Source organism: Caulobacter sp. P1_B12_2 (assembly GCF_056406675.1).
Genome location: NZ_JBFTZS010000008.1, coordinates 1 through 26,704, shown reverse-complemented (window position 1 = coordinate 26,704; position 26,704 = coordinate 1). Strand labels below are relative to the sequence as shown.

The window sequence follows — 26,704 nt, the reverse complement described above, 5'->3', positions numbered from 1 at the left end:
GAGCTACGACGGCCGCGTCCTGCTGCTGCCCGCGCTGCCCAAGGCCTGGCCGACCGGGTCGGTGCGGGGCCTGCGCCTGCGCGGCGCGGCGGGCATCGACCTTGCGTGGAAAGACGGTCGCCTCGACGCCGCCACCTTCACCGCCGACCAAGCTGGCCGGCATCTGATCCGCTATGGGCAAGCCAAGCTGGCCCTCGACCTCAAACCCGGACGATCGGTCACGCTGCGCACCCGCGGCGACCAGCTCGTCCGCGCCTAAGACTTTTCAAGGAGACTACCCGTGCCCAATCTCGCTCACGGCCTCGAGGCCCAGGACATCAAGGCCAAGATCGCCCTGCTGATCAGCAATCTGGTCGACATCCAGGACGAGACCGGCGAGTTCCTGCTGCGCCTCGACGACGGCCGCGTCATCGACACCAAGGGCTGGAACGACTGGGAATGGACCCACGGCGTGGGCCTGTACGGCCTGTGGAAGCAGTACGAGATGACCGCCGATCCGCGCGCGTTCGAGATCATGACCCAGTGGTTCGCCGACCGCTTCGAGGCCGGCACCCCGACCAAGAACATCAACACCGTCTCGCCGTTCCTGACCCTGGCCTATCTGTACGAAGCCACCGGCGACCACACCTACCTGCCCTATCTGGAAACCTGGGCCGACTACGTGATGTACGAGGGCCCGCGCACCGAAGAGGGCGGCTTCCAGCACATCGTCTTCAACAGCGAGAACCCGCAGCAGCTGTGGGACGACACCTTGATGATGAGCGTCCTGCCCCTGGCCAAGATCGGCCTGCTGCTGGGCCGCGACGACTTCGTCGAGGAGGCCAAGCGCCAGTTCATGGTGCACGTCAAATACCTGGCCGACCGCAAGACCGGCATGTGGTTCCACGGCTGGACCTTCGAGGGCCGGCATAACTTCGCCGACGCCCTGTGGGCGCGCGGCAACTGCTGGGTGACGATCGCCATCCCGGAATTCATCGAGCTTCTGGACCTCAAGCCCGGCGACGCCCTGCGCGATTTCCTGATCGACACCCTGGAAGCCCAGATCAAGGCCCTGGCCCGCTACCAGGACGCCGAGACCGGCCTGTGGCGCACCCTGGTCGACGATGAGACCTCGTACCCCGAAGCCTCGGCCACGGCGGGCTTCGCCTACGGAATTCTGAAGGCCGTGCGCAAGCGCTACGTCTCCAAGGACTACCAGGCGATCGGCATCAAGGCGCTTAAGGGCGTCCTGGCCAATATCGACGACAAGGGCGAGTTGCAGCAGGTGTCGTTCGGCACGCCGGTGTTCGACACCCTGCAGGGCTATAAGGACATCCCCCTGACCTCGATGCCTTACGGCCAGTCCCTGGCCATCCTGGCGCTGGGCGAGTTCCAGCGGGCCTTCATCTAGACGCTTCGAGAAACCTATTTCCGATCCGGTCGCCCCTGCCTGAAGTTTGGGGGACCGGGTCGGACGGGGCGCCAAGACCCCTGCAAGACATTCGGGAATGATACGCAAATGGCGACGTCGGAACCTCGCACACCCACCTGGATCAACTACTGGGGCTGGGGTTCCGGCGACATGCTGGGGGCCGGCGCGCAAGCCGTGATCACCGGCTGGCTGGCCTACTTCTTCATCACCTTCTGCGGCCTGTCGGCGGTCGAGACCGGCCTGATCCTGGGCCTGCCCCGGTTGCTGGAAGCGATCACCTGCCCGCTGATCGGCTACATCTCGGACAATCTGCGTCACACCTGGATCGGGCGACGCATCGGGCGGCGCAAGATCTTTCTGATCATGACCATCCCGCTGCTGCCCAGCTTCGCCCTGATCTTCGTCACGGGCCAGACCTTCGCCTACTACCTGACGACCTTCATCTTCTTCGAGTTCCTCTACACGATGTTCCTGATCCCGTGGGAAACCCTCGCGGCGGAAATGACCAAGGATTACAAGAAGAAGGCGAAGTTCGCCGGGGCGCGGATGCTGATCGCCCAGAGCTCGGCGATCCTGGCCTCCTACCTGCCGACCCTGATCATCAACCACTTCGGCGGCAAGGATTCCTCGGGCACCTTCCTGATCATGGCGGCGATCTTCGGCGGCCTGTTCAGCCTGGTGGTGCTGCTGGTCGTGCTGTTCACCTGGGAGCGGCCTTACACTGAAGCGGAAAAGCTGATCCAGCCCGAGCCCATGGACTGGGGCCGAGCGGCGCTGATCCCGGTCAACATGTTCCGCGACCTGTTCTCGACCCTGCGCATCAAGGCGTTCCGCCAGCATCTGTCGCTCTATCTGGGCGGCTACATCTCGCAGGACATCTTCAACACCGCCTTTCCGCTGTTCGTGGCCACGGTGATGATGGGCGCCACCCTGGTGATCTCGCAGCTGATGACGACCATGTACGTCGCCCAGCTGATCTCGGTGATGATCGCCATCAACGTGGTCATCCGCACCGGACCGACGGCGGCCTATCGCATGGCCATCAGCTTCGTCGGCGCCGCCCTGCTGCTGTTCCTGGCCTTCTACCTGATCAAGCCGGCGGGCTTCGCCGAAGGCCTGACGGCGCTGGGCGGCAACCTGTTCGGCGGCGGCGCGTCGCTGACCGTGCTGTTCTGGCTGTTCGTGCCGATCATCCTGGCGGGGCTGGGCCGCGGGACRCTGAACTTCGTGCCGTGGAGCGTCTACAACTACCTGCCCGACATCGACGAGGCGGTCACCGGCCAGCGCCGCGAGGGCATCTTCGCCGGGGTGATGACCTTCGTGCGCAAGATCGCCCAGTCGGGCGCCATCCTGGTCACCACCTCGCTGATCGGCCTGGGCGGCTATGTCTCAGCCGACAAGGCCCACCCTGGCGCCGCCGTGGTCCAGTCGCCCGAGGCCGTGCGCGCCGTGGTGCTGGTGATGGTCTGCGGACCGATCCTGGTCATGCTGTGGGGCCTGTGGGTCTCGTGGTCGTTCCGCCTCAACGCCAAGACCCACGAGGTCCTGATCCACGAGGTCGAGCGCCTGCGGGCCGGCGAGACCCAGCCCGAGAGCGCGGAGTCCAAGAAGATCGTCGAAGACCTGACCGGCTGGCGCTTCGAGCGGCTGTGGGGGCGCGGCTAGTCACGTCCTTCTCGCCGTCATCCCGGACCCTGCGCCCGGGATGACGGCTGAAGATCGCGCTTGCCCTATCCCTGCCCCGGGATCGGCAGTTGCTCCATGATCTCGACCGAGTCCCCGGGGAAGATCGCGAAGTGGGGGTGGTTCTCGAACAGCTTGGCGGCCGCCTCGTGCGACTCCGCCTGGACCACGACGTAGCCGGCGACCTTGTTGCGGATGTCGCTCACGCCGTCCTTGCCGGTCTTCTTGGTCTTGCCCACCGGTCCGCCAGTCACGACGACCTGGTCGGCGTGGTCGGCCATCCATTGGCCCCAGGCGGCCATGCCCTTGTCGATTGTCGCCTGGTCGAGCGCGCCGGGGTCCATCGGGGCGTCCGAGCCCATGTAGAGGGCCAGAAACGTCTTCATCGCCATTTCCTCCTTTTACCGTTCAAGCGCGGCGACCATAGCCCATTCGCCGCCGTCCGGCTCGGGGCTAAGGAAACGCTGGCGGGCGCCGCCGAGCCTTGATTAAATACTCAGACAAAACAATCCGAGGGGAGGATGCGATGGCCACGTCGAGAGGAGGCGCGCGACTGGCGCTGGCGCTGTGGGCGACGACGGCCCTGGCCTCGCCGGCCCTGGCGGCCTCGCCGAAGCTGGACGCCCACGCCATCGCCACGGCCCGCTTCGGAAACGACGCTCCCTGGTACGAGGGCAACATCCCGCTGTTCGAATCCTCGGACCGGGAGCTGGACCAGATCTACTACTACCGCTGGAGCGTGTTCCGCGCCCACCAGCGCGACCTGGGCCCGCGCGGCTACATCACCACCGAGTTCCTGGACGACGTCGGCTGGCAGCGCGAGCCCTACGCCAGCCTCAACGACGCCACCGGCTTCCACATCCAGGAGGGCCGCTGGCTGCGCGATCGCCGCTATGCCGGCGACTATATCGACTTCATGTACGAGGGCGGCGGCAACGACCGCCACTTCGCCGAGGCCATCGCCGACGCGACCCTCACCCGCTTCCTGGTCGACGGCGACCAGGACGCCGCCACCCGCCACCTCGGCGCGATGAAGCACGTCTACGCCCTGTGGGACGACCACTACGACTTCGACAAGAAGCTGTACTGGATCGAGCCACTGCTGGACGCCACCGAATATACGATCAGCTCGATCGACGCCTCGGGCGGCAAGGACGGCTTCACCGGCGGCCAGGCTTTCCGCCCCTCGATCAACAGCTACATGTACGCCAACGCCCGAGCGATCAGCCGGCTGGCGGCCCTGACCGGCGACACGGCCACGGCCGCCGACTACGCCGCCCGCGCCGACGACTTGAAGGCCCAGGTGCAAAAGAGCCTGTGGAGCCAGGACTTCGCCCACTTCATCGACCGCTACCGGGTCAACAACGAGCACGTGAAGTACTGGGACCCGATCCGGGGCCGCGAACTGGTCGGCTATCTGCCCTGGACCTTCGGCCTGCCCGACGACACGCCGGCCTACGCCCAGGCCTGGAAGCACGCGGTCGACCCGAACGAACTGGCCGGTCCGGCGGGCCTGCGCACGGTCGAGCCGTCGTACGAGCACTACATGCGCCAGTACCGCTACATCAAGGAAACCGGCGAGCTGGAGTGCCAGTGGAACGGACCGGTCTGGCCGTTCCAGACCACCCAGGTGCTGACAGGTCTGGCCAACCTGCTCAACGACTATCGCCAGGACGTGGTCACCCGCTCGGACTACGCGCGGATGCTGGCCCAGTACACCCAGCTGCACTTCAAGGACGGCAAGCCGAACCTGGAGGAGGACTACGATCCCGCCACCGGCAAGGCGATCGTCGGCCTGGACCGCAGCCACCACTACAATCACTCCGGCTATGTCGATCTGGTCATCAGCGGCCTGGTCGGCCTGCGCCCGCGCGCCGACGACGTGCTGGAGGTCAATCCGCTGGCGCCCGTCGACCCGGCCGATCCGAACTTCCTGAAGTATTTCAGCCTGCAGGACGCGCCCTATCACGGCCATCTGGTCGGGATCTCGTGGGACGCCGACGGGTCGCGCTATGGCCGCCAGGGCCTGGTGGTGACGGTGGACGGCCAGGAGGTCGCCGCCTCGCCGACCCTGACCAAGCTGACCGTCCCGCTGGCGCGGAAGCCGGCCGCGTCTATCGCCCGGCCGATCGACCTGGCCGTCAACCTGGTGCGCTCGGACTATCCGCGCGGCGAGGCCTCGGCCGGCGCCGAGTCCAAGACCGTGCATCAGGCCCTGGACGGCCGCGTGTGGTTCTTCCCGGAAATGGCCAACGGATGGTCGCCGGGCGCGGGTCAGCAAAAACCGTGGTTCGCTGTGGACTTCGGCAAGCCGGTGACGGTGCGCTCGGCCGAGCTCAGCGTCTTCGCCGACGACAAGGCCTTCGCCGGGCCGACGCGCTATCGGCTGGAGGCGTGGCGGGAGGGCAAGTGGGTGGAGGTGGCCAAGGTGGCCGCGCCGCTCGCCAACGGCGTCGACCGGACGACCTGGGCGCCGGTCACGACGTCGAAGCTGCGAGCGGTGTTCGATCTCGCGCCCGGCAAGGACATGCGGCTGGTCGAGATGAAGGTGTTCTGAGCGCCCGCCTTCAGTTTGGATCCAGCGTCCAGCTCAGCCGCGCGCCGTCGGCGCCGTCCGGCCGAGGACCTGGGCTCAGGCTGGTGATCGCCCCCTGCTTCAGGTCGAGCGTGAGGAAACGGTTGGTTTCGAGAGACATCAGCACGAGGTGCCCGGTCGGCGTCTCGATCCATTGGAACGCACGCGCCGGGACGCTCGGGCGACGATCCAGTCTGACAGCGCCGTCGGGGGTGACCGAGACGAAGTCCTCCCCAACCTTCAGCGCCACGCGCCCCTGGCCCATGTCGACGACCGAGAGGGCCCGAGGGGGACCGATAGCCAACTGCCCGCCGACCACGCTCAGTCCCAGCGGGGAACCGAGCGCCGCGAGCCGGATGGAGCCGCCAAAGGGAATGGGTCTCTGCAGGCCCCTGGGGTTCGGCTCGTGAACCGTGACGCCGTCGAAGTCGGCATAACCGCCTTCGACGCCCTTCGTGTTGTAGCCGAACAGCGCATAGCGCACGCCCTGGAAGGTGCGGAGCGAGAAGACCATGGTGAAAACCGCGCCGACCGGCTTGAAGATCAGGCCGTCGGTCGAATAGCTGAGCCGCGCCTTTTCCGTCAGGAAATCGCAGTCGGCGCGCAGCCAGACCCGGCTCCCCGCGAGCGGCGTGGACACCTTCGCCCCGGTCGATTTGTCGAACTCGACGAGCGCGAGGTCGCTTCCCGCGCGCTCCACGCCGATCCAGGCATAGGGCATGTTCAGAAGCGCCAGGCCCGCGATGTCGCCATCCTTCAAACCCGCGGCGTCCAGGACGACGGTCGGCTGCGATCGCGGCCCGATCGCCCTTTGGGTCAAGCTGTTGCGGGCTTCCCAGAACGAGGTCGCCGGAAGGGTGCGAAGGCGCAGGAAGCCCAACCGCTCCGTGAGCGACCAGTGCGTGTCATCCGGAACGTGGTTCCACTGCCAGATCGGCTTCAGCCGCGCCCCGTCGAACGTATCGCTCCGCTCATAGGGGGCCCGGATCGGTGACACGGCGTCGCTCTTGGGCTTGACCCAGGTTCGGGGGGTTCGCCCCAGGTTTCCCGGCAGACCGAAAAAGGGCCAGCCATCCTTCCAGGTGATCGGCGAAAGCGCGACGAGGCGACCGACCGAATTGTAGTCGAGCATGGAGAACCCCCACCACTCGCCCTTCGGCGTCCGCACCACGCCGCCCTGATGCAGCGACATGCGGCCGCGAGGTTCGGGATTGGGCGCGACGAGATCGAAGGCGGGTCCGTTCGAGTCCTTCAGCCGGTAGCCCTCGGCGAGCCCGAAATCCTCGTCGATGCTGATGGCCCTGTTGACCTCCCAGGGGCCGGCGAGATTGTCGGCGCGCGCGGCGGGCATGCGCATGCGGCCGTTCCACCAGGCGCTGATGATGAAGTAGCGGCCGTCGATCTTGTAGAGGTGCGCGCCCTCGCCCATTCCCGCGTCGCGATCGAACAGGGTGCGCTCGGTGCCCTCGACGATGTCGGTCAGGTCGGCGTTCAGCTGTCCGATCTTGAGATCGCGATACCCCCAGACGACCCACGCCTTTCCATCATCGTCGAACAGCACCGAAAGATCGTGAAACGACCGCTTCATCTGGCGATGGGTCCACGGACCGCGCGGGTCGGTCGCGGTGAAGACCTGGGTCGTCTCGCCGTTGACGTTGGAGAAGATGTAGAAGACGCCGTCGCGATAGCGGAAGCTGGGCGCCCAGATCCCGCGCCCGTAGACGTCGCCGCCCTCCAGACGATAGGCCGGCCCAAGATCCAGCCTGTCGACCGCGTAGGACAGGAACTCCCAGTTCACGAGGTCCTTGGACCGCAGGACGGGCAGGCCCGGCATGGCGTGCATGGTCGTGCCGGTCATGTAGAAGTCGTCCCCGACACGGATCAGGTCGGGATCGGAAAACTCGTCGTAGAAAATCGGGTTGGTGAAGGTCCCGTCGCCGTTGTCGGCCGCCCAGGTGGCTTGGCTCTGGGCGGGAGCGACGGCCGCGAGCAGCGCCACGCTCAGCGTCGCGCAGGACAGCAGGACCGCGGAGACCTTCCTCATGGGCTTTGCTCCAGGTCTCAAGCCAGAAGGCGCGGACCGGTCATGGTCACGGCCCGCCCATCCCTTGCCTCGGCGAGGAATGAGCGGGCCGCTGAACGCTAGTTCAGATCCAGCACCACCACCGACTTGCTCGGCAGGGTCGCGGTCAGCACGTCGCCCTTGATCGAGGCCGCCGTGAAGGCCGCCGGCTTGACGGCGTCGGGGGCCGCGAAGGTGTTGTGGGCGCTCATGGTCGAGCCGGTCAGGACCCGGCCCTTGGCGGTCTTGCCGGTCACGCCCGAAAGCTTGAGCGTCACGGTCGCCGACTTGTTGGGATCCAGGTTGACCAGGGCCACGTGGACCACCCCGGCGGCGTCCTTTCCCGCCGAGGCGCTGACCGCCGGCACGCTGGACTTGCCCATCGTATAGGCCGGGCTGTTCAGCTCGACCGGCAACGAGGTCGCGCCCTGGAAGGGCTTGTAGAGGTCATAGACCCAGTAGGTCGGGGTCAGGACCATCTTGTCCTTGTCGGTCAGGATCATCGCCTGCAGCACGTTGACCATCTGGGCGATGGCGGTCAGCCGCACCCGGTCGGCGTGCTTGTGGAAGATGTTCAGGGTCGCGCCGGCCACCACCGCGTCGCGCATGGTGTTCTGCTGGTAGAGGAAGCCCGGATTGGTGCCCGGCTCGACATCGTGCCACAGGCCCCACTCATCGACCGACAGGCCCACCCGCTTCTTGGGGTCGTACTTGTCCATGATGGCGGTGTGCTTGGTGACCAGTTCGTCCATGCGCAGGGCCTGGACCATGGTGTCGGCCCAGACCTGCTCGTTGAACTCCGTGGCCGAGCCCTTGTTCTCCCACTTGCCGCTGGGGATCGTGTAGTAGTGGACGCTGATCTGATCCATGTTCTTGGCCGCGCCGGCCATCACGGTCTCGGTCCAGCTGTAGTCGTCGCTGTTGGCGCCGCCGGCGATCTTCTCGGTCTTGGTGCCCTTGGGCACCCGGATGAATTCGGCGAAGTTGCGATAGAGATCGGTGTAGTGGGCCGCCGTCATCTGGCCGCCGCAGCCCCAGTTTTCATTGCCCACGCCGAAATAGTCGAGCTTCCAGGGCTTGTCGCGACCGTTGGCGCGTCGCTGGTTGGCGATCGTCGAGGTGGTCGGCGAGACCATGTACTCGATCCACTCGGCCATCTCCTGCGGTGAGCCGGTGCCGACATTGCCGGCCACATAGGTCTTGGCCCCGATCAGCTCGGCGAAGTCCATGAACTCGTTGGTGCCGAAGCTATTGGGCTCCTCGACGCCGCCCCAGACCACGTTGACCTTCACGGGCCGCTTGGCGCGCGGGCCCACGCCCTCGCGCCAGTGATAGTCGTCGGCGAAGCAGCCGCCGGGCCAGCGCACCAGCGGCACCTTGATGGCCTTCAGCGCCGCGACGACGTCGTTGCGGTAGCCCCGGGTGTTGGGGATCTTGCTGTCTTCGCCGACCCAGACGCCCTCGTAAATGCCCCGCCCCAGGTGCTCGGCGAACTGGCCATACACCTCGGGCTGGATCACCGGACCCGGCTGGTCGGCGCGCAGCGCGCCCGTTACGGCGGTCTGGGCGCAGGCGGCGCCAGCGGCCGCCAACGCGGCGGTGGCCAGTCCGGCGACAAGCGCGTGCTTCAGCGTGGTCAGCTTCACGGTATTTCTCCCTAGGCTCGCCGTTGGCCGGCGTTTGTCTCGGTGGTTTGGATCAGCGCCGGATCGACGCCCGGCTCAGTGATTGTCGCGGGGCAGGCCCTTGGTCTGGGCGATGCGCTGGTACTTGACCGCCGGCTCCAGCACCGCTCCGGTCTCCATCTGGCCGACAATGGCCCGCTGGATTTCCTGCCAGGGCGTCTGGCTTTCCGGATACTTGAAGCCGCCGGCCGCCTCGAGCGCCTTGCGCCGCGCGACGATCTCTTCGGGCGTGACCAGCACGTCGACGCGCGACTTGCGCAGGTCCACCCGCACGCGGTCGCCGCTGTTCAGCAGGGCCAGACCGCCGCCGGCCGCCGCCTCGGGCGAGGCGTTGAGGATCGAGGGCGAGCCCGAGGTGCCCGACTGGCGGCCGTCGCCGATGCAGGGCAGCTGGTGGATGCCGCGTTTGATCAGGTAGTCGGGGGCCCGCATGTTCACGACCTCGGCCGCGCCCGGATAGCCGATCGGTCCCGCGCCGCGCATGAACAGCACGCTGCGCTCGGTGATGCCCACCGACGGATCGTCGATCCGGTGGTGGTAGTCCTCGGGACCGTCGAACACGATCGCCTCGCCCTCGAAGGCGTCCGGGTCGTCGGGGTCGGACAGGTAGCGGTCGCGGAACTCGGCGGTGATCACGCTGGTCTTCATGATCGCCGAATTGAACAGATTGCCGCGCATGACCACGAAGCCGGCGCGCTCGACCAGGGGCTTGTCGAACGGGCGGATCACCGCCTCGTCCTCGATCTCGACGCCACGGCAGGCTTCACCGAGGGTCTTGCCCGACACGGTCAGGGCGTCCTCGCGGATCAGGCCCTGGCCCATCAGCTGGTTGACCACGGCCGGCACGCCGCCGGCCCGGTAATAGTCCTCGCCCAGATACTCGCCGGCCGGCTGCAGGTTGACCAGCAGCGGCACTTCTTCGCCGTAGGTCTGCCAGTCGTCGACGCTCAGCTCAACGCCCATGTGGCGGGCCAGGGCGTTCAGGTGGATCGGAGCGTTGGTCGAGCCGCCGATGGCCGAATTGACGACGATGGCGTTCAGGAAGGCGTCACGGGTCAGGATGTCGGACGGCTTGATGTCCTGCTGGGTCAGCTCAACGATGCGCAGGCCGGTCTCGTAGGCGTTCTGCTGCCGGTCGCGGTACGGCGCGGGAATGGCGGCCGAGCCGGTCAGCGACATGCCCAGCGCCTCGGTCAGCGAGTTCATGGTCGTGGCCGTGCCCATGGTGTTGCAATAGCCGGTCGAGGGCGCCGAGCTGGCCACCAGCTTGATGAAGCCGGCGCGGTCGATCTCGCCGGCCGCCAGCAGCTCGCGGGCCTTCCAGACGATGGTGCCCGAGCCGGTGCGCTGGCCCTTGTGCCAGCCGTTCAGCATCGGGCCGACCGACAGGGCGATGGCCGGGATATTGACCGTGGCGGCGGCCATCAGGCAGGCCGGAGTGGTCTTGTCGCAACCGATGGTCAGAACCACGCCGTCGATCGGATAGCCGTACAGCGTCTCGACCAGGCCCAGATAAGACAGGTTGCGGTCCAGGCCCGCGGTCGGGCGCTTGCCGGTTTCCTGGATCGGATGGACCGGGAACTCCAGGGCGATGCCGCCGGCCGTGCGGATGCCTTCACGGATGCGCTCGGCCAGGACCAGGTGGTGGCGGTTGCAGGGCGACAGGTCGCTGCCGGTCTGGGCGATGCCGATGATCGGCTTGCCCGATTGCAGCTCGTCCAGCGACAGGCCGAAGTTCAGGTAACGCTCGAGATAGAGCGCCGTCATGTCCGCGTTGTCCGGATTGTCGAACCAGGCGCGCGAGCGAAGGGCGCGGGGCGGAACGGCGGCAGAGCTCATGACAGTCCTTGATAGGCGGCGGTCGGCGACARCGGGAGGGCCTGGCGGGACACCATGAGGATTATCCGCCATCTGAGCGGCGCGATCGACATCCCGTTCGTTCCACCCCTGTTTATTTGTCTGACTATACCGGCCACGACGCGGCGTCAACGTGAGAGCTGCACCGCTCGACAAGGCCGGCAAGCCGTGTTTTCCAATTGAACGCACAAGAAAATCATTCGCCCGCAGTTGTCGGACGATAGGTCGCGCGGGAGGCGCCGATGAACTCGAAAAATCCGCTCGCGACGGGCCAATTCCGCGTCCTGCGCCGGGCCCTGCTGGCCGCTTCGGTCACCGCGCCCTGGCTTTCGGGAATGGCCCGCGCCGCCAATTCCCTGGCCTTTCGCCGCCTGGCCCCTACCCCGCCGATGGGCTGGAACAGCTGGGACAGCTTCGCCACCACCCTGACCGAAGACCAGGCGATCGACAACGCCAAGGTGATGGCCAAGGTCCTGCTGCCGCACGGGTACGACGTCCTCACGGTCGACATCCAGTGGTACGAGCCCGGGGCTGTCGGCTTCGACTATCGCAAGGACGCCCACCTTGAGCTGGACCCTTGGGGCCGGCTGCTGCCGGCGATCAACCGCTTCCCGTCCTCCGCGAACGGCGCGGGGTTCAAGCCGCTGGGCGACCGGCTGCACGCGTTGGGCCTGAAGTTCGGCATCCATCTGATGCGCGGCGCGCCCCGCCAGGCGGCGGATCGGAACCTGCCGGTGCTGGGAACCGACGTCCGCATCGGCGACATCGTCGACCGCTCCAGCCTGTGCCCCTGGAACCCGGACATGTACGGCGTGGACATGACGAAGCCCGGCGCCCAGGCCTATTACGACAGCGTCTTCAAGCTGCTGGCCGCCTGGGGCGTCGACTACGTCAAGGTCGACGACATGAGCCGGCCCTACCACGATCACGCGCCGGAGATCGAAGCCGTGCGCAAGGCCATCGACGGCTGCGGCCGRCCGATGGTGCTCAGCCTGTCGCCCGGCGAGACGCCGCTGGACGCGGCCGAGCATGTCCAGCGCCACGCCAATCTCTGGCGGATCAGCGACGACTTCTGGGACCAGTGGCCGCTGCTGCTGGAGCAGTTCGGGCGTCTGGAGCGCTGGAATCCCCACCGCATCCCCGGCTGCTGGCCCGACGCCGACATGCTGCCGCTCGGCGTGCTGGACCTGGGCAAGCGGACCACGCGGTTCACGCCGGACGAGCAGCGCATGATGATGACCTTGTGGTCGATCGCCCGCTCGCCGCTGATCATGGGCGGAGACCTGCGCAAGCTGGACCCGGCGACGACGGCGCTGCTGACCAATGACGAAGTGCTGGCGGTGAACCAGCGGAGTACGGGCAACCAGCCGGTGTTGAACGCCCGCGGGAGCGTTGTCTGGACGGCGGAGGTCCCGGGTTCGAAGGCGCGTTACCTGGCGCTGTTCAACACGACAGATGCGGAGGCGACGGTGAGCGCGGACCTTGCGGCTCTGGGCGTGAAGGGCCGTGTCACCGTGCGGGACCTGTGGGCGCGAAAGGCCGACGGCATGGTCGCCGGGCGACTGGAGCGGACCCTGCCGGCGCACGGGTCCGGGCTGTATCGGCTAGGGTAGAAAAGCGTTTGTCATCCCGGGCGCAGCGAAGCGCAGACCCGGGACCGACGCGTGAACTCAGCACTTCGGGGCGGTCCCGGATCTGCGCGCTGCGCGCTTGTCCGGGATGACAGGCTCGTCTGTTGGATCGCCCCTCAGTCCCTAGGACTCGATCGCCGCCCGCGTATCCTCGAGCGCCAGCCCCACCAGCCGCTCCATCGCCTGGCGCGCCTGGTCCGGCCGGCCGGCGGCGATGGCGTCGAACACCTTCCAGTGGTCGGGCATCGGGTCGCGCGGCAGCTCGCGCTTGCGCTGCTTGAAGATCGTGGTCCAGCGCACCGCCGCGCCGATGCTGCTGCTCAGCGTGAACAACGCCGCATTGGCGGTGGCTTCCAGAACGGTGTCGTGGAAGTCGCGGTCGGCGGCCTGGCCGGCGTCGGTGGCCAGGGTCTGGCTTTCCATCTGGATCAGCGCCTTGCGCATGCGCTCCAGCTGGCCGTCGTCGCGGCGCTCGGCGGCCAGGGCAGCGGCGGCCGGCTCGACGATCATCCGCAGTTCGTAAAGCCCCTTGAGAAACTCCTCGCTGGGCTCGGACTCGAAGAACCAGGCCAGCACCTCGGGGTCCAGCAGGCTCCAGCGGCTGCGCTCGGTGACCCGGGTGCCGGTCTTGGGACGGCTCTCGACCAGCCCCTTGGCGGCCAGGATGCGGATGGCTTCGCGATAGGCGCTGCGCGAGACCTGCAGCTGCTCGCTGGAATCGATCTCGTTGTTGAGGATGTCACCCGGCTGGTACTGACCCGAGACGATGGCCACGCCGAGGGTGCGAGCGATCGAGCCGTGGATTCGGCTGGTGGCCGCCAGGCTGTCCCGCACGAATTCTCCGTCCCCGGCCTTGTCCTTCTTCTTCCGCACGCGCGCTTCGCTCCCTGTCCAGTCGATGGACGAAGCTCCCGTCCGCCCGCCGATCTCGACGCAGCGCGACACTAGCGAGACAGTTTGTGCGCAGACAAGGGATTTCGCAGCGCGCCGCCGATCACGCCAAGCCGATTTTGGGATGCAAAAGTATGACGATTGCCAAACCCCGACCGGGTGCGGGTTTGCGCCAGTTCCCGTGTTTCCACGGCCCCCGGCCCGGTTCGGATCGCGGCTGCCGGCCTGTCGATCCGGGTTTGACACCGCACGGTAGATCGCTATTTGTCTGACTAAATAGCCAAACCCGCTGGGAGGTAACGACAGCCATGGTGCTGCGGTTCGTGCAACTGAAGGAACAGGGCGGGACGCGAATCCTCGCGGCGGTCAACGACGCGGGCCTGGCCCGCAAGGTCGAGGTGGCCGACACCCTGCTGGCTCTGGCCCAGGCCGCCCTGGCGGCCGGCGCCACCCTGGCCGAGGCCGCCCAGGCCCACCCGCTCGGCGCCGAGGTCGACATCCCCACCGCTCTGGCCGAAGGCCGGGTGCTGGCCCCGATCGACCATCCCGATCCCGCCCACCTGGTGCTGACCGGCACCGGCCTGACCCACCTGGGTTCGGCCGAGGGGCGCGACAAGATGCACAAGGCCGCCCAGGCGGGCGAGCAGCTCACCGACTCCATGCGGATGTTCCTGATGGGCGTCGAGGGCGGCAAGCCCGCGGCCGGCGCGGTCGGGGCCCAGCCAGAATGGTTCTACAAGGGCGACGGTTCGCACGTGGTCGGCCACGGCGCCCCACTCACCTCGCCCGCCTTCGCCCAGGACGGCGGCGAGGAGCCCGAGATCGCCGGCGTCTACATCATCGGTCCGGACGGGACCCCTTACCGCCTGGGCTTCTGCCTGGCCAACGAGTTCTCGGACCACATCATCGAGCGCGGCAACTATCTGTGGCTGGCCCACTCCAAGCTGCGTCAGGCGGCCCTCGGCCCCGAGCTGCTGACCGGCGAGCTGCCCGCCGACGTGCGCGGCGCCAGCAAGATCCTGCGGGGCGGCCAAGTGGTCTGGGAAAAGCCCTTTCTGTCGGGCGAGGCGAACATGTCCCACACCATCGCCAACCTCGAGCATCACCACTTCAAGTACGACATCTTCCGCAAGCCGGGCGACATCCACGTCCACTTCTTCGGCACGGCCACCCTGTCCTTCTCGGAAGGCTTCCAGACCCAGGTCGGCGACGTGTTCGAGATCGGCGCCGCGCCGTTCCTCTACCCCGTCAGCAACCCCCTGGCCCAAGCCCAGGACAAGCCGGTGACGGTGCGCAGCCTGTGAGCCCGATCCGCCTGGCTCTCGTCGGTCTGGGCAAGATCGCCCGCGATCAGCATCTGCCCGCCATCGCCGCCGACGACCGCTTCGAGCTAGTCGCCGTCGTCAGCCGCAACGCCGACCTCGATGGCGTGGCCCACTTCGCGACCCTGGCCGAGCTGCTGGCCAGCGACATCGCGGTCGACGCGGTGTCGCTGTGCACCCCGCCCCAGCCGCGCCACGCCCTGGCCCACCTGGCCCTGGCGGCCGGCAAGTCCGTGATGCTGGAAAAGCCGCCCGGCGCGACGCTGAGCGAGGTCGAGGACCTGCGCCTGACCGCCGTCGCGCGCGGCCTGACCCTGCAGACCACCTGGCACTCGCGCTACGCCCAGGGCGTGGCTCCGGCCCGCGCGTGGCTGGCCGACAAGACCATCAAGTCCGTGCGCATCGACTGGCGTGAGGATGTGCGCGTCTGGCATCCGGGCCAGGCCTGGATCTGGGAGGCCGGCGGGCTGGGCGTGTTCGACCCGGGCATCAACGCCCTGTCGATCGCCACGGCCATCCTGCCCCAGCCGTTCTTCCTCACCAGCGCCACGCTGCACGTGCCCGAGAACTGCCAGTCGCCGATCCAGGCCGAATTGGACTTTTCCGATGCGGCCGGAGCATCGATCCATGCCGAGTTCGACTTCCTGCAGGCCGGCCCGCAAAGCTGGGACATCACGGTCGAGGTCGAGAGCGAAGATACCGGTAACAACATGTTGAAGCTGTCGCACGGCGGCGCCAAGTTGTGGATCGACGACGTCCTGCTTCGCGAGGGGCCGGACGCCGAATATGCCGGCCTCTATGACGCCTTCGCGCGTCTGGTGGCCGACGCCGCCAGCGATGTCGATGTCAGTCCGCTGCGTCACGTCGCCGACGCCTTCCTGCTGGGCCGACGGGTCGTTGCTCCAGCGTTCATTGAATAGAGAAAGACAGCCATGGCCGAAGCCGCGCTGCGGGCCCTGAACCCCGCCACCAACGAACACTTCGGCCAAAGCTTCCCAGAGCCAAGTCCCGCCCAGATCGAGGCCGCGCTGGCCGCCGCCGCCGCGGCTTTCGACACCTATCGCGAGACCGACCTGGAAACCCGCGCGGCCTTCCTCGAGGCGATCGCCACCGAGATCGAGGCGCTGGGCGATGAACTGATCCAGACCGCCATGGCCGAGACCGGCCTGCCCCAGGCCCGCATTACCGGCGAGCGCGGCCGCACCTGCGGCCAGCTCCGGCTGTTCGCCCAGGTCGTGCGGCGCGGCGACTGGATCGGCGCGCGGATCGACCCGGCCCTGCCCGAGCGCACGCCCCTGCCCCGCGCCGACCTGCGCCAACGCTTCATCCCGCTGGGCCCCGTCGTGGTGTTCGGCGCCAGCAACTTCCCGCTCGCCTTCTCGACGGCCGGCGGCGACACCGCCTCGGCCCTGGCGGCCGGCTGCCCCGTGATCGTCAAGGGCCACTCGGCCCATCCCAACACCGGCGCCATGGTCGGAAGCGCGATCGACAAGGCGATCAAGACCGCCGGCCTGCCCGCCGGGGTCTTCGCCATCCTGATCGGCCAGCAACGCACCCTGGGCACGGGTCTGGTCGCCGATCGGCGCGTAAAGGCCGTGGGCTTCACCGGCTCGCGGGCCGGCGGCACCGCCTTCATGCGGATCGCCGCCGGACGTCCCGAGCCGATCCCGGTCTTCGCCGAGATGAGCAGCATCAATCCGGTGGTGCTGATGCCCGCCGCCCTGGCCGCCCGGGCCGAAGCGCTGGGCACGGCCTTCGTCGGTTCGCTGACCATGGGCGCCGGCCAGTTCTGCACCAATCCCGGCCTGGTCTTCGCCGTGGAAGGCCCCGATCTCGACCGCTTCGAAGCCGCCGCCACGGCGGCGCTGACCGCCGCCCAGCCGCACGTCATGCTGACCCCCGGCATCTTCGGCGCCTATGAGCAGGGCGTCGGCCAGCTCACCGGTCGTGAAGGCGTCGAGCAGTTGGCCCGCGGCTGCGTCGGCGACGGCGTCAACCAGGCGGTCGGCGCGCTGTTCGCGGTCGACGCCGACACCTTCAAGCGCGACGAGGTGCTGAGCCACGAGGTGTTCGGCTCGTCGTCGCTGATCGTTCGCGTCAAGGACATCAGCCAGTTGGCGCCGGCCCTCGAAGGCTTGGAAGGTCAGCTGACCGCCACCGTCCAGATGGACCCCGCCGACGCCGAGGCCGTCCGGCCGCTGCTGCCGATCCTCGAGCGCAAGGCCGGCCGCATCCTGGCCAACGGCTGGCCGACCGGCGTCGAGGTCTCGCACGCCATGGTCCACGGCGGCCCGTTCCCGGCCACCTCCGACCCGCGCGGAACCTCGGTCGGCACCCGGGCCATCGAGCGCTTCCTGCGCCCGGTCTGCTACCAGGACATCCCCGACGCCCTGCTGCCGCCGGCGCTGAAGGCGGACAATCCGCTGGGCGTGCGGCGGGCCGTGGACGGGGTGCTGTAAGCTCCCGCTACGCAGCGATATAGTCCGACAAATACAAACGCCCTGTCGCTCACGCCGAGCGGCAGGGCGTTTTGACGTCTTTCACGACCCAATTTTCGCCTTGCACCCCGGTGAAATCATCGTTATCCCGCTTTTGTCTGAGTAAATAACCCAGACAAGAACCAGCCCTCCATCAAGGCGGGCGGAAACAATGGCGCTCAGCGCCGTGCGATGGGGGAAACGACGGCGTCACGCCAGCCTTCCGTCGCGCGTCGCCGGGGCCGTCCGGGAGTGGATGCGTGGCGCGTGTGCGGCTTGACCATCTGAGCAAGAGCTTCGGTTCCGTCGCCGTGCTCGACGACATCCGGCTCGACATCGCGTCCGGCGAGTTCATCGCCTTCCTCGGCCCGTCGGGCTGCGGCAAGTCCACCCTGCTGCGGATGATCGCCGGGCTGGAGACCGTCGAGACGGGCGAAATCCACATCGGCGACCGCCGGGTCGACGCCCTGGCGCCGGGCGACCGCGGCGTGGCCATGGTGTTCCAGCACTACGCCCTCTACCCGCACATGACGATCTTCGAGAACATGGCGTTCGGCCTGCGCAACGCGAAGGTCCCGAAGGCCGAGATCGAGGCGCGCGTGGCCGAGGCGGCCCGCATCCTGGAGATCGAGCGCTTCCTGCAGTCCAAGCCTGGCCAGCTGTCGGGCGGCCAGCGGCAGCGCGTCGCCATCGGCCGGGCCATCGTCAAGAAGCCGGACCTGTTCCTGTTCGACGAGCCGCTGTCCAATCTCGACGCCGCCCTGCGCATGCGCACCCGGCTGGAGCTGGCCCAGCTGCGCCGCCGGGTCCAGGCGACGATGATCCTGGTGACCCACGACCAGGTCGAGGCCATGACCCTGGCTGACCGCATTGTGGTGATGAGCGACCGCAAGATCCAGCAGGTCGGCACGCCGATGGAGATCTACGCCCGCCCCGCCAATCGCTTCGTCGCCACCTTCGTCGGCTCGCCGCCGATGAGCTTCCTGGACGTGACGCTGGGCGAGGGCGCCGACGGCCTGGCCCGCGCGATCCTGCCAGGCGGCGCGGCGGTCGACACCGAGGTTCCCCTGGCCGCCCTGCCCGCCAGCCCCGCCTGGCGCCTAGGCCTGCGGGCCGAGGCCGTGAAAGTCGTCGCGCCGGGCGCGGGCTTGGTCGACGCCAAGGTCGAGTTCGTCGAACGGCTGGGCGACCGCACGCTGGTCTATCTGCGCCTGGCCGATGGCGCGGCCATCACCGCCGAGGACATCGGGACAAGCCGCGCGGCCATGGGCGACGCGGTCGGCCTGGCCCTGGACGGCGCCACGCACCTGTTCGACGCGGACGACCGCGCCCACTACGCCCCGGCCCCAGTGGAGACGCGGCCATGAGCGCCGCCTCGCCCCGCAAGAGCTCGTGGGTCAACGGCCTGTTCGTCACGCCGTACTTGGTCGCCTACCTCGTCCTGCTGCTCTATCCGCTGCTGGCYGGCGTGTGGCTGAGCCTGCACAAGGCCGACCTGTTCGGCGGCGAGGTGTTCGTCGGGATCGAGAACTTCAGCCGGCTGTTGCGCGACGCCATCTTCCTGCAGGCGGTGCGCAACACCTTCTATTTCGTGCTGCTGACCGTGCCGCCGCTGGCGATCATCGCCCTGGCCCTGGCCATCGCCCTGAACCGCCCCACCCGCGCCGCGGCCTTCTTCCGGGGCGTGTTCTTCAGCTCGTCGGTGCTGTCGGTGACCATCGTCACCCTGATCTGGCGGCTGGTGCTGATCCCCGACGGCGGCTTGATCGCCAACATCCTGCATGCCGCCGGCAGGCCGCCGATCCCGCTGCTCAGCCATCCCGATCTCGTCATGCCGGCCATCGCCCTGACCACCGTGTGGTGGTGCCTGGGCCTGCCGATGATGTTGTACCTGGCCGCCCTGCAGCAGGTGCCGGCCGAGCTTTACGAAGCCGCCGCCCTCGACAAGGCCAGCCCCTGGAAGGCCCTGACCCGCATCACCCTGCCCTCGATCCGCCGGACCCTGGTGCTGGTGGTGATCATCCAGTGCGTGCTGCAGTTCCAGCTGTTTGGCCAAGCCCAGCTGCTCACTCAGGGTGGCCCCAACGGCGCCTCGCGGCCCATCGTGCTGTTCATCTACGAAGTCGGCTTCCGGCGCTGGGACATCGGCTACGCGGCGGCCGCCTCGGAGATTCTGTTCGGCCTGATCCTGGTGGCCACGGTGCTGCAGTACGTGACCACGCGCGAAAAGGAGCCGGTCCGATGAGCGCCCTGGACCGCGCCGCCGGGCGCAATCCCTGGATCAACCGCCTGGGCTGGGCCGCCCTGACCCTGGCCGCCGTGGTCATGGTCATGCCGCTGCTCTGGACCGTCGGCCTGTCGCTGAAGTCGAACGGCGAGCTGCTGCGCGACACCGCTTCGGTGTTCCGCGGCCCCTATACCCTGGAGAACTACGGCTCGATCCTGGCGCGGGCGGCGGTGTTCCGCTGGCTGGCCAACAGCCTGCTGGTCTCGCTGTGCACCACGGCCGGGGTGCTGACCCTGTCGTCCCTGGCCGGCTATGGCTTCGCCCGGCTGGAGTTTCCGGGCCGCAAGTGGCTGTTCGCCCTGGTGCTGTTCGGCCTGGCCGTGCCGGAGCAGTCGGTGATCATCACCCGCCATCAGCTGTTTTCCGCCCTGCACCTGCACAACACCTATCCCGGCCTGATCCTGCCCGGCCTGGCCGCGCCGTTCGGCGTGTTCCTGATGACCCAGTACTTCAAGGCCATCCCGGTCGAACTGGACGAGGCGGCGATGCTGGACGGGGCCTCGCGCCGCCAGGTGTTCTGGAAGGTGCTGCTGCCCCTGACCCTGCCCGCCCAGGCGACCCTGGGCATCTTCACCTTCCTGTCGTCGTGGAACGACTACTGGTGGCCGCTGATCTCGGCGACGCGCAGCGAGATGTTCACCCTGACGGTCGGGGTAGCCAGCTCGCARATCAACTTCGCCCAGACCAGCGGACTGGGCTTCCTGATGGCCCAGGCGGTGTTCGCCAGCGCGCCGATCCTGGTCGTCTACGTGTTCTTCCAGAAGTACATCGTGCGGGCGGTGTCGGGAGCGGCGGTGCGATGAGAACCCTCGCCCGCCTGGCCCTCGCGGCCGTCGTCGCCCTGAGCCTGTTCGGCTGCGCCAAGCACGACGACGTCACCCAGATCACCGTCCAGCGGATCTTCGGCGAGTGCCGCTCGGCCGGGGCCGGGGCGCGCAATCCCGACGGCGAGTGCGAGATCATCACCGGCCTGCTGGACCAGTTCCAGCGCGAGAACCCGGACATCAAGCTGAAGGTCAACATCGCCGCCTGGCCCGGCTACGACCAGCTGTCGGCCCAGTTCGCGGCGGGCGATCCTCCGGACCTGGTGACCATGCACATGTCGGCGATCTCGGACTACCAGTCGCGCGGCCTGATCGAGCCGATGGGGCCTGGGCTGGAAAGCGTCGGGGTCGCCCCCGCCGCCTTCACCCGCGCCGCCCGCGAGGGGGTGACCAAGACCGGCCAAGTCTGGGGCCTGCCCTTCGACAACTGGGCGCCGCTCTGGCACATCAACATGAACCAGTTCCGCCAGGCGGGACTGGTCAAGGACGGCCAGCCGATCCTGCCGACCAGCGCCGACGAACTGCTGGCCCAGGCCCGCCAGTTCAAGGCCGCCACCGGCAAGCCCTATCTGGTCCAGGCCATGGCCAACGAACAGGCCAGCTACGCCCGCAACCTCTACACCTGGCTGATGACCCAGGACGCGGTGATGTTCACCGATCCCAAGCACATCAAGCTGACGACGCCGGAGGCTCACCGCATCGTCGCCCTGTTCAAGCAGCTGCACGACGAGAACCTATCGACCCGCGACCAGGACTATCCGGCCGCCACCAGCGGCTTCATGAACGGCGACGGCGGGGTCTATCTGGTGGGCACCTGGATGATCGGGACCTTCGAGGCGGAGTCGCATACGCCCGGCCGGCCGCTGGCCGACGGCTACGCGGTCGTTCCGTATCCGCGGATCTTCGGGACCAAGGACGCCGCCTTCGTCGACGGCCACGCCTGGGTCGTGCCGCATCGCGAGCGGACGCCGGAGCAGCGGGCGGCGGTCTATCGCCTGGTGAAGTTCCTGGCCGACCACGACTACGACTGGTCGCGCACCGGCCACCTGCCGGCCATGCAGGCGGTGATCGACAGCCCGCGCTTCAAGGCCCTGCCACACCGCCAGGCGATCGCGCCCTTGGCCACGATCGGCCAGACCCTGCCGCCGCAGGTCCAGCGCCAGTTCGCGATCCAGGACATCATCGGCGACGAGATGGCCAGCGCCATCACCGGCCGAAAGCCCATCGACACCGCCCTCGCCGACGCCGAGCGACGCGTCAACGACCTGCTGTTCCACCTTCTGTAGATACGCGAGCCCGCCATGCTGACCGCCAAGATCATCGCCGACGCCGACTTCGTGGTGGCCCCGCTGGACCGCCGGATCTTCGGCACCTTCGTCGAGCACATGGGCCGCTGCGTCTATGGCGGCATCTACGAGCCCGGCCATCCGACGGCCACGCCGGAGGGCTTCCGCCAGGACGTGCTGGACCTGACCAAGGAGCTGGGCGTCACCATCGTCCGCTATCCGGGCGGCAACTTCCTGTCAGGCTACAACTGGGAAGACGGCGTCGGGCCCAAGGAAGACCGCCCCGTCCGCCTGGACCTGGCCTGGCACTCGACCGAGACCAACCAGTTCGGCACGAACGAGTTCATCACCTGGTGCCGCAAGGCCGAGCTGGAGCCGATGTTCGCGGTCAATGTCGGCACGCGCGGCGCGGACGAGGCCCGCCACTTCCTGGAGTACTGCAACCACCCGGGCGGCACCTACTATTCGGACCTGCGCCGCTCGCATGGCTACGAACAGCCGCACGACATCAAGTTCTGGTGCATCGGCAACGAGATGGACGGTCCCTGGCAGATCTGCGCCAAGACCTCGGCCGAGTATGGGCGCATCGCCCAGGAGACCGGCAAGGTGATGAAGTGGGTGGATCCCACCATCGAGCTGACCGCCTGCGGCTCGTCGCAACGCGCCATGCCGACCTACGGCAAGTGGGAATACGAGGTGTTGGACCAGTGCTTCGACCAGGTCGACTACATCTCGCTGCACCACTATTGCCGCAACGACGCCGACGACATCCACGAGTTCCTGGCCACGATCGACGACCTGGACCACTTCATCCGCGAGGTCGCCGCGATCGCCGACGCCGTGGCGGCCAAGCGCCGCTCGAAGAAGCGGATCATGCTGTCGCTGGACGAGTGGAACGTCTGGTACAAGGCCAGCGGTCCGGACGACCTGAAGAAGCCCGGCTGGCCCGAAGCCCCGCCGCTGATCGAGGAAGTCTACAATCACGAGGACGCCCTGGTGGTGGGCGGCTGCCTGATCGTGATGATGAACAACGCCGACCGGGTGAAGGCCGGGTGCCTGGCTCAGTTGGTCAATGTCATCGGCCCGATCATGACCGAGACCGGCGGCCCGGCCTGGCGCCAGACCATCTTCCACCCGTTCGCCGACTGCACCCGTCACGGCCGGGGCGAGGTGCTGAAGCTGAAGGTCGAGACCGGCACGTTCCCGACCAAGGCCCACGGCGAGGTCCCGAACCTGCTGGCCACGATCGTGCGCGATCCGCAGACCGGCGCAGCCACCCTGTTCGCCCTGAACCGCAGCGTCACCGACGACCTTGAGCTGTCGGTCGATCTGCGCGGCGTGGCCGACGATCTGGTGATCGCCAGTTCGACCCAGCTGCACGACCCGGACCTGAAGAAGGTCAACAGCAAGGCCGCGCCTGACGCCGTCTCACCGGTCGCCAACCCGACCGCCAAGCTGGAAAACGGCGGTCTGACCGCGACGCTGAAGCGCCAGTCCTGGAATGTCGTCAGCTTGGCGCGTGGCTGATCCGGGCGGCGGCAGCCGCCGAGCGGTCGCCGCCGTCCTGAGCCACAGGCGCTCTAAGCCGTGGTCATGTGAATTCGATCTATTTGTCTGACCAAGATTCGCGCATTTTTCGCGACTGGCGCGCAGGAGCGCCCTGGTCGCCATCGCGTCGCAACCAGACCCCGCGGCGACCGTCGGCCGAAGCCGACAGCCCCATAACTTCCTGATAGTTCTCAAATATATGCCAAATCCAAGGGATCACTCCGGGCGACCGTCGTGTTCCCGCCTCTCGCTTACGCGGACGAACGCCGTTCACTTTTCATGCGGCGCACGTGCAACACACTTGCGTCCTATTTATTTGTCGGACAAGATAACGCTCATCGAGAAGCTCCCCGCGCAGACGGGGAGACGATGAGATTTGGGAGGGAAATCCATGACTACCGGCGCCGATATGCCGATCCGATCCGCCGCGCGCGCCGCGCATCGGGTCCTGTTGATTTCGGCCGCTTCGGCCATCACCTTGCTGGCCGCCGCGCCGGCCCTGGCCCAGACGGCCGTGGCCAAGGAGGACCAGACGGTCGACGAGATCGTCGTCACCGGCCAGCGCCAGGCCGCCCAAAGCGCCCTGCAGATCAAGAAGAACAACGACCTGGTGGTCGACTCCATCGTCGCCGAGGACGTGGGCAAGCTGCCCGACAACAACGTCGCCGACGCCCTGGCGCGGGTCACCGGCATCCAGGTCCGCCGCGACTCCGGCGAGGCCAATTCGGTGCTGATCCGCGGCCTGCCCAACTTGGTCACCCTGCTGAACGGCCGCGAGGTGTTCACCACCACGGGCCGCTACATCGCCCTGGCCGACGTGCCGGCCAACATGCTGCAGCGGGTCGACGTCTATAAGAGCGCCGCGGCCGACCAGATCGAAGGCGGCATCGCCGGCGCGATCGACATCCGCACCCGCCGGCCCTTCGACTTCTCGGGCGCCCAGTTCAACGCCTTCGGCCACGCCGCCTATTCGGACAAGGCAAAGCAGTGGAACCCGGACTTCGGGGCCACCGCCTCGGACCGCTGGGACACCAGCGCCGGTGAGTTCGGCGCCCTGCTGGGCGTGTCGTTCGTCGAGCGCGACTACCATGAGGAGCGGGCGTTCAACGTTCGGCCCGACCCCAAGACGCTCTGCGCCGACGGCGTGACCAAGAGCAAGACCTGCGGCTCGTTCAACGCGGCCCATCCGGCGCCGCAGGACGACGTCCAGGGCCCATTCGTGATGGGCTACATCCCGATCGCCGGCGACCGCAAGCGTCAGGCGGCCAACTTCGCCCTGCAATGGCGCCCGGACGACACCAGCGAGCTCTACTTTGAAGGCTTTGTCACCGACTACAAGAACGTCTTCGAGCTGGACTTCCTGGTGGGCTTGCCCTGGCTGGGCGACGGCAACCTGTCGGCCACGGTGTTCCCCGGCACCAACCAGTTGAAGACGCTGACGAACCACAACGTCTTCACGATCATGTCGACCCAGGCCAACGATCAGCACTCCAACACCAACCAGTTCTCGGCGGGCGGCTACAAGGAACTGGGCAGCTTCAAGCTGTCGACCGACCTGTCGGTCACCAACTCGTTCTTCAAGTACGAGAACCCCATCCTCGACAGCTCAACGATCGTGCCCCTGGTGCAGGTCGACACCAGCCACGACGGCACCGCCCAGCTGAACTACAGCAGCCCGGGCTACGACATCAAAAACCCGGCCGCCTATAATATCGAGAACTGGTTCGACAACTACGGCAAGCAGACCGGCACTTCGGTCGATTGGCGCGCCGACGTCGTCTATACCGCCCCGGCCGACGAGTTGATCCGCGAGATCAGCGCCGGCGTCCGCTTCGCCGACCGCAGCGCCGAGTCCAACCAATCCTACGGCGGCGCGGCCTATCCGTTCACCCACACGCCGGTCAGCAGCCTGCCGGGCCTGAACGGCGTGTCCGAAAAGATGGCCAGCGGCGGCCCGGACTACATCACCACCCAGTGGTACACGCCCAGCGCCTCGTACCTGCTGAACAACACCGACAAGGTGCGGGCCCAGACGGCGCTGCTCTACGATCGCGGCGCCACCAGCGCCGCGACCTTCGCCCTGCGCAACGACCCAGTCACCGGCAAGCGCAAGATCGATCCAGGCATGTTCTTCTCCGACGTCGAGAAGACCTATGCCGGCTATGTCCAGACCAAGATCGGCGGCGATCTGGGCGCCGTGCCGTGGAGCGGCGTGATGGGCCTGCGCCTCGTCCGGACCGAGCAAACTCTGGGCGGCAATAGCGTCGCCACCGACACGTTCATCTACACGCCGACCACGAAGAAGAATTCGTCGGTCGATCTGCTGCCCAGCGCGAACCTGAGGTTCAACCTGCGGCCCGACCTGGTGGCTCGCCTGTCGCTGGGTCGCACCGTCACCCGCCCCGACTTCGCCCAGCTCAATCCAGGCATCTCGCTGTCGACAATCGTCTCCAACACGACCGCGAGAACGGGTTCCGGCGGCAACCCGAACCTCGAGCCCGTGACGTCCGACAGCCTGGACACCTCGCTGGAATGGTACTTCTCGGCCGACGGTTTCCTGACGGCAGCCTATTTCCATCGCAATATCGACGGCTATATCGAGACCACCCAGGCCACCGAAACCATCAACGGCCTAGACTACACCATGACCCGGCCCAGCAACTCCGGGAAAGACAAGCTGGACGGCGTCGAACTGGGCTACCAGCAGTTCTACGACTTCCTGCCGGGCCCGCTCAACGGCCTGGGCCTGCAGGCCAACGCGACCTTCATGGAGGGCTCGATGAAGAACGCCCTAACCGGTGTGAAGACCGAGTTCCGCGGCCTGTCGAAGTTCTCCTACAACCTGGCCGTCCTCTACGAGAAGGGCCCGATCTCGGGCCGCGTCGCCTACAACTGGCGCAAGCACTTCCTCGACACGCCGAACTTCGAAAACAGCGGCTTCGACCTGATCGCCGACGACACCGCCCAGATGGACGCAAGCCTCTCCTACAAGATCGGCGACAAGCTCACCCTGACCCTGGAAGGCGTCAATCTGCTCGACACCGAGTTCAAGGACTACTTCACCGACAAGCACCTGTATCCGCGCGACACCCGTCGCTACGACCGCCAGGTGCTGATCGGCTTCCGCTGGAAGATGTAAGACCCGCGCGCCCGGCTCCCTGGAGC

The 26,704-nt window shown here is 67.5% G+C and carries 19 protein-coding genes; 14 read left to right on the top strand and 5 right to left on the bottom strand.

Translation table 11 applies throughout. The features are described from left to right. From AC1DZ6_RS01020 to AC1DZ6_RS01010, 3 genes are all read left to right on the top strand, one after another. The coding region (locus AC1DZ6_RS01020) for a glycoside hydrolase family 95-like protein (protein WP_477095336.1) at window positions 1-259 on the top strand (259 nt) is incomplete at its 5' end. 21 nt (window positions 260-280) lie between these two features. Further along, on the top strand, window positions 281-1,390 hold the full coding sequence (gene bglB, locus AC1DZ6_RS01015) for a beta-galactosidase BglB (protein WP_477095335.1): 1,110 nt from the start codon (window positions 281-283) through the stop codon (window positions 1,388-1,390). A gap of 108 nt (window positions 1,391-1,498) precedes the next feature. After that, entirely contained in the window at window positions 1,499-3,076 is a 1,578-nt protein-coding gene (locus AC1DZ6_RS01010) for an MFS transporter (RefSeq protein WP_477095334.1), read from the top strand. 65 nt (window positions 3,077-3,141) lie between these two features. On the opposite strand, the gene AC1DZ6_RS01005 is transcribed toward AC1DZ6_RS01010, so the two are convergent. Then, on the bottom strand, window positions 3,142-3,480 hold the full coding sequence (locus AC1DZ6_RS01005; protein WP_477095333.1) for a YciI family protein: 339 nt from the start codon (window positions 3,478-3,480) through the stop codon (window positions 3,142-3,144). Between the two features lie 140 nt (window positions 3,481-3,620). On the opposite strand from AC1DZ6_RS01005, the gene AC1DZ6_RS01000 reads away from it, so the two are divergent. Beyond that, on the top strand, window positions 3,621-5,651 hold the full coding sequence (locus AC1DZ6_RS01000) for an MGH1-like glycoside hydrolase domain-containing protein (RefSeq protein ID WP_477095332.1): 2,031 nt from the start codon (window positions 3,621-3,623) through the stop codon (window positions 5,649-5,651). 10 nt (window positions 5,652-5,661) lie between these two features. Here the strand turns inward: AC1DZ6_RS01000 and AC1DZ6_RS00995 are convergent, their stop codons facing one another. The 3 genes from AC1DZ6_RS00995 to AC1DZ6_RS00985 all read right to left on the bottom strand — a co-directional run bounded on the left by AC1DZ6_RS00995 (window position 5,662) and on the right by AC1DZ6_RS00985 (window position 11,255). Beyond that, on the bottom strand, window positions 5,662-7,713 hold the full coding sequence (locus AC1DZ6_RS00995; RefSeq protein WP_477095331.1) for a glycoside hydrolase family 43 protein: 2,052 nt from the start codon (window positions 7,711-7,713) through the stop codon (window positions 5,662-5,664). 98 nt (window positions 7,714-7,811) lie between these two features. Then, window positions 7,812-9,377, bottom strand: coding sequence for an alpha-N-arabinofuranosidase (locus tag AC1DZ6_RS00990; RefSeq protein WP_477095330.1), 1,566 nt, complete (start codon window positions 9,375-9,377; stop codon window positions 7,812-7,814). Between the two features lie 75 nt (window positions 9,378-9,452). After that, window positions 9,453-11,255, bottom strand: a complete 1,803-nt coding sequence (locus tag AC1DZ6_RS00985) for an IlvD/Edd family dehydratase (protein WP_477095329.1) — start codon at window positions 11,253-11,255, stop codon at window positions 9,453-9,455. A 260-nt stretch (window positions 11,256-11,515) separates the two neighbouring features. On the opposite strand from AC1DZ6_RS00985, the gene AC1DZ6_RS00980 reads away from it, so the two are divergent. Continuing rightward, window positions 11,516-12,886: a glycoside hydrolase family 27 protein gene (locus AC1DZ6_RS00980; RefSeq protein WP_477095328.1), complete on the top strand. Its 1,371-nt coding sequence runs from the start codon at window positions 11,516-11,518 to the stop codon at window positions 12,884-12,886. Window positions 12,887-13,027: 141 nt separating this feature from the next. On the opposite strand, the gene AC1DZ6_RS00975 is transcribed toward AC1DZ6_RS00980, so the two are convergent. Then, complete coding sequence (locus AC1DZ6_RS00975) at window positions 13,028-13,738, bottom strand: FadR/GntR family transcriptional regulator (RefSeq protein ID WP_477095337.1); 711 nt, start codon at window positions 13,736-13,738, stop codon at window positions 13,028-13,030. A 365-nt stretch (window positions 13,739-14,103) separates the two neighbouring features. On the opposite strand from AC1DZ6_RS00975, the gene araD1 reads away from it, so the two are divergent. From araD1 to AC1DZ6_RS00930, 9 genes are all read left to right on the top strand, one after another. Continuing rightward, window positions 14,104-15,099 (top strand): AraD1 family protein, encoded by a 996-nt coding sequence (gene araD1 / locus AC1DZ6_RS00970; RefSeq protein WP_477095327.1) that lies wholly within the window; start codon window positions 14,104-14,106, stop codon window positions 15,097-15,099. Further along, window positions 15,096-16,037 carry a Gfo/Idh/MocA family protein gene (locus tag AC1DZ6_RS00965; protein WP_477095326.1) on the top strand — a complete coding sequence of 314 codons (942 nt, stop codon included), beginning with the start codon at window positions 15,096-15,098 and terminating at the stop codon, window positions 16,035-16,037. Before araD1 ends, AC1DZ6_RS00965 begins: the two co-directional genes overlap by 4 nt. A gap of 12 nt (window positions 16,038-16,049) precedes the next feature. Further along, entirely contained in the window at window positions 16,050-17,576 is a 1,527-nt protein-coding gene (locus AC1DZ6_RS00960; protein ID WP_477095325.1) for an aldehyde dehydrogenase (NADP(+)), read from the top strand. A gap of 287 nt (window positions 17,577-17,863) precedes the next feature. Continuing rightward, on the top strand, window positions 17,864-18,961 hold the full coding sequence (locus tag AC1DZ6_RS00955; RefSeq protein WP_477095324.1) for an ABC transporter ATP-binding protein: 1,098 nt from the start codon (window positions 17,864-17,866) through the stop codon (window positions 18,959-18,961). Next, window positions 18,958-19,839, top strand: a complete 882-nt coding sequence (locus tag AC1DZ6_RS00950) for a carbohydrate ABC transporter permease (RefSeq protein WP_477095323.1) — start codon at window positions 18,958-18,960, stop codon at window positions 19,837-19,839. The genes AC1DZ6_RS00955 and AC1DZ6_RS00950 overlap by 4 nt, the downstream gene beginning before the upstream one ends. Then, window positions 19,836-20,684, top strand: coding sequence for a carbohydrate ABC transporter permease (locus AC1DZ6_RS00945; RefSeq protein WP_477095322.1), 849 nt, complete (start codon window positions 19,836-19,838; stop codon window positions 20,682-20,684). Before AC1DZ6_RS00950 ends, AC1DZ6_RS00945 begins: the two co-directional genes overlap by 4 nt. Then, window positions 20,681-21,991, top strand: coding sequence for an extracellular solute-binding protein (locus tag AC1DZ6_RS00940; RefSeq protein WP_477095321.1), 1,311 nt, complete (start codon window positions 20,681-20,683; stop codon window positions 21,989-21,991). The genes AC1DZ6_RS00945 and AC1DZ6_RS00940 overlap by 4 nt, the downstream gene beginning before the upstream one ends. 15 nt (window positions 21,992-22,006) lie before the next feature. Further along, window positions 22,007-23,518: an arabinosylfuranosidase ArfA gene (gene arfA / locus AC1DZ6_RS00935; RefSeq protein ID WP_477095320.1), complete on the top strand. Its 1,512-nt coding sequence runs from the start codon at window positions 22,007-22,009 to the stop codon at window positions 23,516-23,518. Window positions 23,519-23,930: 412 nt separating this feature from the next. Then, window positions 23,931-26,678 carry a TonB-dependent receptor gene (locus AC1DZ6_RS00930; protein WP_477095319.1) on the top strand — a complete coding sequence of 916 codons (2,748 nt, stop codon included), beginning with the start codon at window positions 23,931-23,933 and terminating at the stop codon, window positions 26,676-26,678. Window positions 26,679-26,704 lie beyond the last annotated feature (26 nt).